12 protein-coding genes are annotated in these 13225 nt (G+C 48.8%); 7 read left to right on the forward strand and 5 right to left on the reverse strand.

Annotated elements, in window-relative coordinates; translation table 11 throughout:
• Nucleotides 1-547 (forward strand): aminotransferase class I/II-fold pyridoxal phosphate-dependent enzyme (locus VJY99_RS15990; RefSeq protein WP_324120189.1); only part of this gene is annotated, 547 nt, incomplete at its 5' end.
• Between the two features lie 62 nt (nucleotides 548-609).
• Here the strand turns inward: VJY99_RS15990 and kdgT are convergent.
• On the reverse strand, nucleotides 610-1605 hold the full coding sequence (gene kdgT, locus VJY99_RS15995; RefSeq protein WP_324120191.1) for a 2-keto-3-deoxygluconate transporter: 996 nt from the start codon (nucleotides 1603-1605) through the stop codon (nucleotides 610-612).
• A gap of 403 nt (nucleotides 1606-2008) precedes the next feature.
• Between kdgT and kduI the strand changes: the two genes are divergently transcribed.
• Nucleotides 2009-2845, forward strand: coding sequence for a 5-dehydro-4-deoxy-D-glucuronate isomerase (kduI, locus tag VJY99_RS16000; RefSeq protein ID WP_324120193.1), 837 nt, complete (start codon nucleotides 2009-2011; stop codon nucleotides 2843-2845).
• Between the two features lie 181 nt (nucleotides 2846-3026).
• Here kduI and VJY99_RS16005 read toward each other — a convergent pair whose 3' ends face one another.
• From VJY99_RS16005 to queF, 4 genes are all read right to left on the reverse strand, one after another.
• A complete protein-coding gene (locus VJY99_RS16005) occupies nucleotides 3027-4391 on the reverse strand; it encodes an L-serine ammonia-lyase (protein WP_324120195.1) in 1365 nt (454 codons plus the stop codon).
• A gap of 71 nt (nucleotides 4392-4462) precedes the next feature.
• Nucleotides 4463-5761 (reverse strand): HAAAP family serine/threonine permease, encoded by a 1299-nt coding sequence (locus tag VJY99_RS16010; RefSeq protein WP_324120197.1) that lies wholly within the window; start codon nucleotides 5759-5761, stop codon nucleotides 4463-4465.
• Between the two features lie 501 nt (nucleotides 5762-6262).
• The gene (gene ppnN / locus VJY99_RS16015) at nucleotides 6263-7627 is read right to left on the reverse strand and encodes a nucleotide 5'-monophosphate nucleosidase PpnN (protein ID WP_324120199.1); all 1365 of its coding nucleotides are present in this window, start codon (nucleotides 7625-7627) and stop codon (nucleotides 6263-6265) included.
• 365 nt (nucleotides 7628-7992) lie between these two features.
• Nucleotides 7993-8835 carry an NADPH-dependent 7-cyano-7-deazaguanine reductase QueF gene (gene queF, locus VJY99_RS16020; protein WP_324120201.1) on the reverse strand — a complete coding sequence of 281 codons (843 nt, stop codon included), beginning with the start codon at nucleotides 8833-8835 and terminating at the stop codon, nucleotides 7993-7995.
• A 67-nt stretch (nucleotides 8836-8902) separates the two neighbouring features.
• Between queF and syd the strand changes: the two genes are divergently transcribed.
• The 5 genes from syd to VJY99_RS16045 form a co-directional block, all read left to right on the forward strand.
• On the forward strand, nucleotides 8903-9451 hold the full coding sequence (gene syd / locus VJY99_RS16025; RefSeq protein ID WP_324120203.1) for a SecY-interacting protein: 549 nt from the start codon (nucleotides 8903-8905) through the stop codon (nucleotides 9449-9451).
• 668 nt (nucleotides 9452-10119) lie between these two features.
• Nucleotides 10120-10449 (forward strand): YqcC family protein, encoded by a 330-nt coding sequence (locus tag VJY99_RS16030; protein WP_324120205.1) that lies wholly within the window; start codon nucleotides 10120-10122, stop codon nucleotides 10447-10449.
• The gene (truC, locus tag VJY99_RS16035; RefSeq protein ID WP_324120207.1) at nucleotides 10449-11219 is read left to right on the forward strand and encodes a tRNA pseudouridine(65) synthase TruC; all 771 of its coding nucleotides are present in this window, start codon (nucleotides 10449-10451) and stop codon (nucleotides 11217-11219) included. The genes VJY99_RS16030 and truC overlap by 1 nt, the downstream gene beginning before the upstream one ends.
• A 27-nt stretch (nucleotides 11220-11246) precedes the next feature.
• The gene (locus tag VJY99_RS16040) at nucleotides 11247-11696 is read left to right on the forward strand and encodes a flavodoxin (protein ID WP_324120209.1); all 450 of its coding nucleotides are present in this window, start codon (nucleotides 11247-11249) and stop codon (nucleotides 11694-11696) included.
• 369 nt (nucleotides 11697-12065) lie between these two features.
• Nucleotides 12066-13225: MFS transporter (locus VJY99_RS16045; protein WP_324120211.1), on the forward strand; the 1160-nt coding region annotated here is incomplete at its 3' end.

Genomic DNA, 13225 nt, shown 5'->3' on the forward strand with positions numbered 1-13225 from the left:
CGAAGCGCGCGAGAAAACTTTGCTGCAAGTTGCGACAGAGCGTGGCAGCCAGGAAAATGTGGTTTATACCTCAACGTTTTCTAAAATTCTCGCACCTGGTCTGCGAGTGGGTTGGATTGTGCTGCCGGAGTGGATGAAGCAAAAAGTGGCCATCATTAAACAAGCTACGGATTTGCACGCCAACTCATTTACGCAATCGCTGGTATCGGCATATCTTACGCTTGACCGTCTGAATCCGCAGATTGAGCTAATTCGCGAAGCGTATAAGAAGAAGTGCCTGAGCCTTTCGACGTTTTTACATCAGGAACTCGGTGAGCACATCACCTTTAACCAACCGCAGGGTGGGATGTTCTTGTGGGCGGCGTTCCGTTATGAGTTTGATACGACTCGTTGGCTACAACAGACACTCGCAAAAGGTGTGGTGTATGTGCCGGGAGAGTTCTTCTTTAGCGATAAGGTGGACAAGAAAACGCTGCGTTTCTCATACGCAACGGCGACCCAAGAGCAGCTTTATGATGCGGTACAGCGACTAAAATCCGCGCTGTAAGAGTTGTAAGATAAAAAAATGGAGCCGAGAGGCTCCATTTTTTATGGTGTTAAAGTGCAGTATTAATGAGATAAATCGACAGCTTCATCGTCATTCTGCTTTTTTGCGGCGTTACCACCTACATATTTTGAATACAGTGCAGTAATAATTGGCACCAGAATCGCCGTCACAATTACGCTTGCGGCAACCAGCGCTGTTGCTGAAGCTGCAACCGGTGCAAATGATGGGTTGATTTGCGCAATGATTACCGGGTTTGCTACTGCAGCACCTGCTGCTGATGAGGCGGCGATACCCGCGGTACCGTTACCACCACCAATGTATTTATCGGCCAGAATCAATGGAATACCAGTGATGATGATAACCGCCACACCCAGAATGATACCCAGCAGGCCAGTGTCCAGAATCACACTCAGGTTGATGGTGTTACCCAGTGCAAAGCCGAAGAATGGAATCAGTACTGGGGTTGCTTTGCTAAAGAAGGTACGGAAATCGCTGTCCAGGTTACCTAAGATAAAACCAATCAGGAATGGCAGTGTTGCGCCGACAAAGTGGTGTGGTTCAAATGATGCCAGACCTGCAGAACCCAGAATAACCATGGTCATCAGTGGGCCAGATTCCAGAGACATCAGAACGAATGCACCCGACTCTTCTTTAGTACCGTATTGGTTCATCAGGCTTGCATACAGACCGCCGTTGGTCATGTCCATCGCAGAAACGATAGCCAGAACAGACAAACCTGCAAACATACCGGTCTGAATACCACCTTCAGGAATAAACGAAGCGGCAATCATTGCCACAACCCAAGCCACGGCAATTTTAGTCAGAACCAGCGTACCGGATTTACGCAGTACAGTGCCGGTTGCGCGTAAATTGATAGAGGCACCAATACAGAAGAACCAAACCGCCAGAATTGGAACGGTACCGCTGATCATCCCTTTGGTAAATGAACCAAAATAGGCCCCAGTATCTGGTGCGAAAGTATTTAACAAGGCCCCGAGCAGCAGTGGGACCAGCATCATCCCACCAGGAATGCGTTCAATTGTAGCTTTGATTTTCATGGTAATTCCTCATTATTCTTTCATTCCTAACCGCGGCGAATGAAAAAATTACGTAATTTTAAATGGTTAAAGCACTGTTTTAATGGCTTTAATGTCTTTTGGTTCAGAGGGCATCTTTGCTCTTTATGGCAAATGGTATTGACCAGAGAGTGGATGACTGTAGTGATGTTTCCTTAAAAGCTGTTCCTGATGTGAACTATCTCTCTATTGGAATGACAATTCAATATAATTAAAACGATATTTCAATTTGGATCACATTATTTATTTAATCAGGTGGTAAACTGTCTACGTGTTGCCGTTAATTGTAGTTTCTTTGTAATAAACTATATTTTAATTGCTAAATATTTATTAATAGTAACGGGCGTAATTTATTTACTCCTATTATCTCCAGTAAGGAACAGTAATGGACATTCGTCAAAGCATTCATAGTGATCATGCAAAAGCCCTGGATACAGCAGGTTTGCGCAAAGAGTTTCTGATCGAAACCATTTTTACAGCCGATCAGTACACCATGACTTACAGCCACATCGACCGCATCATTGTTGGTGGTGTCATGCCAGTAACTCGTACTGTGAGTGTTGGCGGTGAAGTGGGCAAACAGTTGGGTGTGAGCTACTTCCTGGAGCGTCGTGAACTGGGTGTTATTAACATCGGCGGACAGGGCACGATTACTGTTGATGGGACTTGTTTTGAAATCGGTACCCGCGATGGTCTATATGTGGGTAAAGGCGCGAAGGAAGTCGTGTTTGCCAGCATTGATCCTGCGAACCCTGCGCGCTTCTACTACAACTGTGCGCCAGCGCATACCGCTTACCCAACCAAGCGTGTGACCCCAGCTGATGTGTCTCCAGTGACTCTGGGGGACAGCGTTACCAGTAACCGTCGTACTATTAACAAGTACTTCGTTCCAGACGTGCTGGAAACTTGCCAGTTGAGCATGGGTTTGACTCAACTGGAGCCAGGCAACCTGTGGAACACCATGCCTTGCCACACGCATGAGCGCCGTATGGAAGTGTATTTCTACTTCGGTCTGGAGCAGGATAGCTGTGTATTCCACATGATGGGTCAGCCGCAAGAAACTCGTCACATCGTGATGCAGAACGAGCAAGCTGTGATTTCTCCGAGCTGGTCAATTCACTCAGGTGTGGGTACGCGTGCGTATACATTCATCTGGGGGATGGTGGGTGAGAATCAGGTGTTCGATGATATGGACCACGTGAAAGTGGGCGATCTGCGCTAGACCCTCGTCATACTTCGAGTTGCGGATGCGTTGGTTTCACTCGGTCACCCAAATCACTGACTAGAGTAAGCTCATTGGGATTCCCTTCCTCAACGCCTTCCTGCAACTCGAATTATTTAGAGGGGTGTTTGGATCCAAAATCGCCATTAAAAAAGGCTCTCATCTGAGAGCCTTTTTGGTATTAATCGCAGGAAACTTTCATCGCCAGACCGCCTCGCGATGTTTCGCGGTATTTGGCGTTCATGTCCTTGCCCGTTTCGTACATCGTTTCAATGACTTTATCGAGACAAACTCGTGGTTCACTCGTACGGCGCAGTGCCATACGTGTCGCATTCACGGCTTTCACTGCAGCAATAGCATTACGCTCGATGCACGGTACCTGAACTTGCCCAGCAACCGGGTCGCAAGTCAGACCGAGGTTGTGTTCCATGCCAATCTCAGCCGCAATACAGACCTGGCTTGGGCTACCGCCCAACAACTCAGCAAGACCCGCTGCCGCCATTGAACAGGCAACACCCACTTCTCCCTGACAGCCAACTTCAGCTCCTGAAATCGATGCGTTCATTTTATACAGCGAGCCAATTGCACCGGCAGCAAGGAAGTATCTTGCGCAGGAGTTAGCATTCACTTCACGGATGAATTTGTCGTAATAGGCCAGTACCGCAGGAACGATGCCGCATGCGCCGTTAGTCGGTGCAGTGACAACGCGCCCGCCTGCGGCATTTTCTTCGTTCACCGCCAGCGCAAACATGTTAATCCAGTCAACAACGGCCATGGGATCTGAGTTGTTCTTATCGCTGCTGACCAACATTCTGCGCAAGGCTGCGGCACGACGAGGAACACGCATTTTCCCCGGCAGCACGCCTTCGGTGGTGATACCACGCTCAATACCGCTACGCATCACGCCCCAAATGTTGGCAAAGTGTGCGTCAATTTCAGCCTGTGGACGCATCGCGCGTTCGTTATGCATCATCAAACCTGACAGTGAAAGCCCTGTTTGGGTGCAATGACGCTGTAAATCAGCCGCGTATTTATAAGGATACGGTACGGCAACTTGCTGAGTGTCTTCCACGCCAAAGCTCGCTTCTTCAACGATAAAACCGCCGCCGATGGAGTAATAGGTTTGGCTATAGAGCACGTCATTGCCCGCAAGTGCGGTGATACGCATACCGTTTTCATGCAGTGAAAGAGTCGCTTCGTGGAAGTTCATGCAGCTATCGACCGGGAACTCCACTTCGTGCTGACCGCGGGCTAACAGCAGGCGACCGTGTGTGTTCACATCCTGAATAAAATCAGGGATAGCGTCGATATCGACAGTGTCCGGCAGATTACCCGCAAGACCCATAATAATCGCGATATCAGTATGGTGGCCTTTACCGGTGAGGGACAGTGAACCGTAAACATCAACAACAACACGCGTGACGTTGGGTAAAATCCCTTGCGCTATCAAATCGTCAGTGAATTGCTTACCGGCTTTCATCGGGCCGACGGTATGGGAACTGGATGGACCAATACCGATTTTGAAAATATCGAATACGCTAATCATATTGCGTCCGTTACCTGAGTAACTTTAGATGCGAAAAAACCGCCTGCGGGGGGCAGGCGGTTTTAGAGTTGTTAGATGAACAGAGAGTACAAAGAGTAAGAGATAGCAGAAATAGCGACCAGCCCCATAACGACGACAAATACATTACTGATATGACCACTGTATTTGCGCATTGCAGGAACTTTCTGAATCGCATACATCGGCATGAGGAACAGAATCATCGCGATGATTGGGCCGCCGAGAGTTTCAATCATACCCAGAATGCTTGGGTTAAGAGTGGCAACAATCCATGTTGTTACCAGCATGAAGATCGCGGTAATACGGTTCAATTTGCTCACTTCGATGCTCTTACCTTTACCACGCAGGGATTTGATAACCATCCCGTTGAAACCTTCACGTGCACCTAAATAGTGGCCGAGGAAGGATTTGGTGATGGCGACAATGGCGATCATCGGTGCCATCCAGGCAATAACCGGTGCGTTAAAGTGGTTAGCCAGGTAGGACAAAATAGAGATGTTCTGTGCTTTCGCTTCAGCCAGGTTTGCTGGAGACAGGCTCAGTACGCAACTGAACACGAAGAACATCACGGTAATCACCATCATGATGTGTGCGTATGACAGGATGCGTGAACATTTCTTCTCAGCGGCTTCGCCATACTCATTACGTTTCGCTACTGCAAAAGCAGAAATGATCGGGGAGTGGTTGAAAGAGAACACCATCACTGGGATTGCCAGCCACAGAGTCATCCACAGGCCACTGCCTGTTGCGGGTGTAGCGCTGAAAGACATTGTCTCAAATGCGGCACTGCTCCAGTTAGGAATCAGATACAACGCCAGAACCATCAGTGCTGCAACGAACGGGAATACCAGAATACTCATCGCTTTAACGATCATCTGCTCACCGAAACGCACGATGGTCATCAGGCCAACGATGAGGATCAGAGATAACAGTGCACGTGGCGGTGAAACCAGACCCAACTGGTGAGTGATAAAGCTATCGACGGTATTGGTGATGGCTACGCTGTAGACCAACAGAATTGGGTAGATAGCAAAGAAGTAAAGCAGAGTAATAACTTTACCTGCACCCACACCGAAGTGTTCTTCTACAACTTCAGTAATGTCTTCACCCGGGTTTTTGCCTGACAGCACAAATCGAGTCAGGCCACGGTGGGCGAAGAATGTCATCGGGAACGCCAGAATTGCCATGATGAACAGCGGGATCAGACCGCCAACACCGGCATTAATCGGTAGGAACAATACGCCAGCACCAATGGCTGTGCCGTACAGACCCAACATCCACATGGTATCGGACTTGCGCCATGAACTGTTGCTCTCGAGCGAGGCAATACTGCCGGTTTGAGTGGTTTCCATCTTCTACTTCTCCAAAGGAACATATGATTCGAAATCTGAGCCAACACCCCTGCAACTCGAATGCTATCGGGTGTTTTCTATTGGTGATTGAAACTAAATGCTGTTTTCTAGCGCTTTTATAGTAATTTTTGCCAGTGATAATCAGAGGGCGGAAAGATACATTCATGACGTCGATTCATCAGTGATCAAGATCTCAATTGTAATAATCCACTGTTTGCATGGTTTTTTTAGGTTATTACATCTACGCATGGTGTTTGTAGTGGTGTTTATACCCTTAAATGTGACTTATTGTAGATAATAAAACGTCGTTTCAATATGTATTGTCAGCGTAATTGTCTGTATAAACACAGTTTTCAGTGTGGATAGAGGCGAAATCATCAATTTTATTGAAGATGAATATGCTGATAGCGTTAATAACGTCGAGGGGGGTATCGGCTGGAAATTGTCAGAAAAAGTGGGGGAATAAGGAAAAAATGGGCGGAGACACTCCGCCCTGGGGATTTAGGTACAGATTTCGTAGCAAGGGATGTAAGCACTGCCAGGTAATTTCATGCGGTGCTGGGCAACAAAGCCCTGTAGCAGATCGTCCATGCGTTTCATCATTTGTGCGTCGCCGTTGATCTTATACGGCCCGTACTGTTCAATCGCGCGGATCCCACCTTCTTTAACGTTACCCGCAACAATGCCAGAAAACGCTCGGCGTAAAGAAGCAGCCAGTTGTTCAGCCGGTTGGTCTGGGTACAATTTGAGATTTGCCATGTTTTCATGGGTTGGCTCAAAGGGTATTTGCAGATCAGGTGCAATGCGAATCGACCAGTTGAAGCTGTAAGCATCGCCTGTTTCGCGACGATTCTCTTTAACTTGTGGCATCGCTTTTTTCATCTGACGTGCGACTTCAGCCGGGTCGTCGATAATGATTTGATAATGACGACGTGCCTGTTCGCCCACCGTATTGACGATGAATTCGTCCAGCACACGGAAGTAATCAGCGCTCTCTTTCGGCCCGGTCAGAATTAATGGCAATACTTGATCGTGATTGTGCGGGTTCATCAGAATGCCGAGCAGGTAAAGCAGCTCTTCTGCGGTACCCACGCCGCCCGGGAAGATGATGATGCCATGCGCAATACGGACAAACGCTTCAAGCCGTTTTTCGATATCCGGCATGATAATCAGCTCGTTCACCAGTGGGTTGGGTGGCTCTGCCGCAATAATTGACGGTTCCGTCATGCCAATAAAGCGACTTTCTTTGTAACGTTGTTGAGCATGGCCAACAGCCGCACCTTTCATCGGGGCTTCCATCGCACCGGGTCCACAGCCGGTACAGATGTTGAGCTCACGCAGGCCCAATTGAGTGCCGACGCGACGCGCGTAGAGATATTCGTTTTCGTTAATGGAGTGACCACCCCAGCAAACTACGAGGTTTGGCGCTTCGCCAACATGCAGTGCACGGGCGTTACGTAAGATAGAGAACACCATATTGGTGATATTCGCAGGATCTTTCAGATCGAGATTCTGGAAGCGACCCGCGCTGGAGAGTTGGCCGTTAACGAACAAAATGTCGCGAAGTACGGCAAACAGGTTAGCTTGTAAAGCTCGAATGATACGACCATCAACGAAGGCATCATCAGGTGGATTAATCAGTTCAAGTTTGACACCACGCTCGCGGCGCAACACGTTGATATCGAAGTTTTCATAACGCGACAACAGCTCTTTACTGCTATCTGTCTGGCTTCCTGAGTTAAGTACGGCAAGCGAACAATTGCGAAACAGTTGATAAAGGTCGCTACTGGCCGTGCGTTTAAGCATATCGACTTCCAACTGCGACAACATATCCATTGAGCCTAGCGGGCTAATATGTGTAATCAAGTTAACTCCTTACGAAGCGTAAAGTGCCGCTCCCAATGATTACAATAGCCTTGCTACGCTGAATTTAACAACCTGAAAAAGATAATCCGTTATACCCGTCATACTTCAAGTTGCCCCTTTGTTGGCTGCGTTCACTCACACGAATCACTTACCTATGTAAGCTCATCGTGATTCGTTCTCTTGCCGCCGCGATGCAACTCGAATTATTTTGGGTATATACCCGTCATACTTCATGTTGCATCTTTGTTGGCTGCGCACTCTCACCCCAGTCACTTACTCAAGTAAGCTCCTGGGGATTCTCAGGCTTACCGCCTTCCTACTACTCGAATTATTTTGGGTATAGGTATTTGCGAGGTATTTCGCACTTATTGGCGAACCAGGCGACCAAATGCGGGATAGAAATCAGTATTGGTACGCCACGGGTTGATGTCCAGACCACCGCGACGAGTATATCGCGCATAGACGCTCAGACTTTGTGGGCGACAGAAATGCTGAATATCGTTAAAGATGCGCTCAACGCACTGCTCGTGGAATTCGTTATGCTGGCGGAAAGAGACCAGATAGCGCAGTAGCTTTTCACGATTGATGCGTGGGCCACGATAGCGAATCTGAACAGAACCCCAATCTGGCTGATGGGTTATCAGGCAGTTGGATTTCAACAAATGGCTCACCAGCGTTTCTTCGACAATTTCATCGCCTGCAGCATCGCTCAGGTAATCCGCGTTAAAATCGTAGTTATCAATAGTGATATTTTGCTCATCAATACACTCGCCTGTGAATGCGGCGATTTCCTGGCCTTCGAGTTCATGCAGGCGGAACAGCACCACGCTAACGTCGCCTTGTGCGCAAGAGCTTAAATCACGCTTTAAGGTTTCTTCAACGGTTTCCCAATCGGCAAATTGCGTCTGGTTAAAGCTGTTCAAATAGAGTTTGAAACTCTTGGACTCGACCAGATTCACACTGTTTGCATCAAGCTGAACATGCCCAACGGCGACTTGTGGCAAACCGTTGCTGTTCAACCAGGACAGTTCGTAAAGCGTCCAGATATCACCGCCGCTAAATGGCAGGTTATCAGCCTGTAAACCAAGCGGGTCACGATTAAGACTGCGTGGCACGGCTTGTAACAACGATGGTTGGTATTTATCCTGGTAAGCGGTTGGCTTACCCAGTGTCAGGCTACTGAGTGCCTGGTGTTTTTCATAAGACATGTGTCACCGATAGAATGCAGGTACAATTACTTCTTATTGTACCGCACCTTGAGAGAGTGAGAAATTGGTGGATAACGACGTACGTCAGGCGCTGGAAGATTTTACAGATCGCTTTTGTCATGCATGGCGTGAACAGGCGGGTGGCTGGCCCGCGAGCGAAGAATTATATGGTGTACCCTCACCGTGTATCGTGACGACAACCGCTGATGATGTGCGCTGGCAACCGCAACCTTTTACTCCCGCAGGTGATCTGAGCGCCGTGGAACGGGCGATGGATATTGCTCTGCAACCGGGTGCACATCAGTTTTATACCACTCAGTTTGCAGGTGACATGCCCGCGCTATCGGGTCATCAGGTATTAACGCTATTACAGGCCTGGAGCGAAGAGGATTTTCAACGCGTTCAGGAAAACCTGATAGGCCATCTGGTCACACAAAAGCGTTTAAAGATTTCGCCGACCTTATTCCTCGCCACCACACCTGACGAAATGGAAGTGGTGTCACTTTGCAATCTCACAGGTGAAGTGGTGCTGGAGAAAATCGGCACCAAACAGCGCACAACGCTTGCACCTTCACTGAGTTTGTTCCTTCAAGAGCTTCAGCCGCAGGTCATTTAAGCGTTGATCGCTGCTGGGCTTGTGAGAGATCTCTTACACAAGCTGTAAGAGATCTCTAACTTTTCATGCGAAAGTTTATTAGGCACTAATACACTAACAACTATTTATCAATTAGTTATGTGAATATCATGCTGCTTTTGAATGAAAGGTAACATAAGTATTGGTTGTGAGTGCCTTGCGAGAGTGAACGAATTAGTAGATTCTATGTCCGTCGACAGGAAGTCGGGAAGTGAAGGAGATGTCAGGATGATGTCGCTTCATTGAAGAACGGGACCACACCAGGATGGTGTTGCAAGGAAGGCTTCAGGACGAAGTAAGGAGCACTCAGGAAGAGTAAGGGACACCTCCAGGATGGAGAATGAGAGCCGGGCCAGGACGTTCGGTGGGTCTGGAAGACCAAAGGATTAGTATCAGGATGATGCGGGACACTCGAGGATGTGAGTAGCAGGATGCGAGTACGATGGAATGTAGGTCAGGAGACCACAGGACATAGTTGTCACGGACGAGCAGGGAGCACCAAAAGTAGCCGGATTAGCTGCGAAACGAACCGGGAGCACTGTTTATACAGTGCTCCCTTTTTTTATGCTTTTTTCGCCCACAGTAAGAAATGAAGAAAGTAAGAAGTGGTATGCTTGCCGGCTTCTTTTTCACTGATGCTTGAGGTTTTCATGGAACGCCACGCGCTGGTACGCCAGCATTTACACATCGTCGAGCAGGTTTTGCGTGACAATCAACTTTGGCAGGGCTGTGCGCCAAACGCTGAAGCCTTTGAAAGCACCGAACCATTTTGTCTGGATACACTGCAACCTACAGAATGGCTGCAGTGGGTTTTAATCCCGCGCATGCACGCCCTGATTGAAGCACGACATCCTTTGCCTGCTGATTTCGCCATCGCACCGTATTACGAAATGGCGCTCGATGCCGCACTTGTTGGGCGTGAGCCGCTATTAAAAGCGCTGCAAGAGCTTGATGCTCTGTTCGCGAGTGACAAAAACTGATGCTGGAAATTATTTATCAGGATGAATGGTTGGTGGCCGTTAACAAACCTTCGGGTTGGTTAGTGCACCGGAGCTGGCTGGACCGCCATGAAACCGTGTTCGTGATGCAAACCGTACGCGACCAAATCGGCAAGCATGTATTTACCGTTCATCGCCTCGACAGACCCACTTCTGGCGTTCTGTTGATGGGACTCTCAAGCGAAGTTGGGCGTTTGTTATCACAACAGTTTGAAAATCACCAGATTCAGAAACGTTACCACGCGGTCACTCGCGGTTGGCTTGAAGATGAAGCGGTGCTGGATTATCCGCTGGTTGAAGAGCTGGATAAAATTGCGGATAAACACGCAACTCAAGACAAAACGCCGCAGCCGGCAGTCACGCATTATCGCGGTCTTGCAACGGTTGAAATGCCCGTCCCGGTGGGTCGTTATCCAACAGCGCGCTACAGCCTTGTAGAACTGGAACCTAAAACCGGCCGCAAGCACCAATTACGTCGCCATTTATCGCATTTGCGTCATCCCATTATTGGCGATTCAAAGCACGGTGATTTGCGTCAAAATCGTGGGGCGGCGGAACATTTTGGCTGCCAACGCCTGATGCTGCATGCAAGCCAGCTTTCGTTAACGCACCCTATTACTGGCGAGCCGTTATGCTTACGCGCAACTCTTGATGATACCTGGATGCAGATGATGTCACAGTTTGGCTGGCGTGGATTGCTGAGTGATATCGAAAAGGTTGAGTTTGTGGCAAGCAACGGCCAGGATGAATAATACAGCCGTAACGCAAGGAGTTAACTGATGGCCGAAGTGGGGATTTTTGTAGGAACGATGTATGGAAACTCGCTGTTAGTGGCGGAAGAAGCCGAGGCTTTCCTAAAAAAGAAAGGTCATAAAGCCACTGTATTCGAAGATCCTGAGCTTGCAGATTGGCAGAAATATCGCGAGCAATATGTACTGATTGTCACGTCAACCACAGGCCAGGGCGATTTGCCAGACAGCATCGTTCCTCTGTTTCAGGCAATTAAAGACGAAGTCGGATACCAGCCTGAATTGCGTTACGGTTTGATTGCGTTGGGCGACAGCAACTACGAACATTTTTGTGGTGGCGGCAAACAATTCGATACCTTGCTGCAAGAGCAGGGCGCGCAACGCATTGGCACCGTTTTAGCGATTGATGCCAATGATCATCCTGAGCCTGAGTCGGTCTCGAATCCATGGGTCGAGCAGTGGGAAACGCTGTTAAAGTAATAAGCAAGCAAGCAGAGCGGGTAGGCTTCAGCGCCACCCGCTATCCCGCCAAATTGATATGATGCAGAATTCCAATCTTTAGCCAGCTTCTATCTCACAAAACCCTCTGTTTTTTGGGTTTGTTTCAAAAATCGTGAACCATCCCCCAGCCAGTTGGACAGACGCCACAAAGTGCTCATGAAACGTGCGGTAAACTTGGGTCTTTGCACGATGAGGCTGATTAACTCCCTTCATATACTTTCACTCGGTCGAATATAAAAATCACAGATACAGCGTCACAAAAATACTGTGGATAGACCGATACCTCATTCTGACTACCCTACCAGTGCAGAATGGATTGTAGCCAAAGCTATTATTCAGGAGTGCAACATGAACACAATTAGCCAAGCAGCGAGCGCGGTTCAAAAGAGAACCAACGCCCGCTACTGGATTGTGGTGATGCTGTTTATCGTCACCTCGTTTAACTATGGCGACCGCGCCACGCTGTCCATTGCCGGTTCGGAAATGGCAAAAAGCATCGGTCTGGATCCGATAGGTATGGGATTCGTGTTCTCTGCGTTCTCCTGGGCTTATGTTATCGGCCAAATCCCCGGCGGCTGGTTGCTGGATAAATTTGGATCAAAACGCGTTTACTTCTGGTCCATTTTTATCTGGTCACTGTTTACCTTGCTGCAAGGCTTCGTCGATATCTTCGACGGTTTTGGCATCATCGTCGCGCTGTTTGTTCTGCGCTTCCTGGTGGGTCTGGCTGAAGCACCTTCCTTCCCTGGCAACAGTCGAATAGTCGCAGCGTGGTTCCCGGCACAAGAACGCGGTACGGCGGTCTCGATTTTTAACTCCGCACAGTATTTCGCCACGGTCATCTTCGCGCCAATCATGGGTTGGCTGACGAGTGCAGTGGGCTGGTCACATGTGTTCTTCTTTATGGGTGGACTGGGCATCATCATCAGCTTTGTCTGGTTGAAAGTGATGCATGAACCTAACAACCATCCGGGTGTGAACCAGCAAGAGCTGGATTACATCGCAGCGGGTGGCGCGCTGATCAACATGGATCAGGCCAACACCAAAGAAAAAGTGCCGATGTCTCAGAAATGGGGCCAGATCAAACAGTTGATTAGCTCACGCATGATGGTGGGGATCTACATCGGTCAGTACTGTATTAATGCCCTGACGTACTTCTTTATTACCTGGTTCCCGGTTTATCTGGTGCAGGAAAAAGGGATGTCGATCCTCAAAGCGGGATTTGTGGCATCTGTGCCAGCGGTTTGCGGATTTGCGGGTGGGGTTCTCGGGGGCATCATTTCCGACTGGCTGATGCGCCGTACCGGTTCGTTAAACATCGCCCGTAAAACACCTATTGTACTGGGGATGATGCTCTCGGTGAGCATGGTGTTCTGTAACTATGTCGAATCAGAAATGATGGTTGTCGGCTTTATGGCGATGGCGTTCTTCGGTAAAGGCATCGGTGCATTGGGTTGGGCTGTGATGGCCGATACCGCGCCAAAAGAAATCAGTGGCCTGAGCGGGGG

This window comes from Buttiauxella sp. (genome assembly GCF_035271705.1).
Taxonomy (GTDB): Bacteria; Pseudomonadota; Gammaproteobacteria; order Enterobacterales; family Enterobacteriaceae; genus Buttiauxella.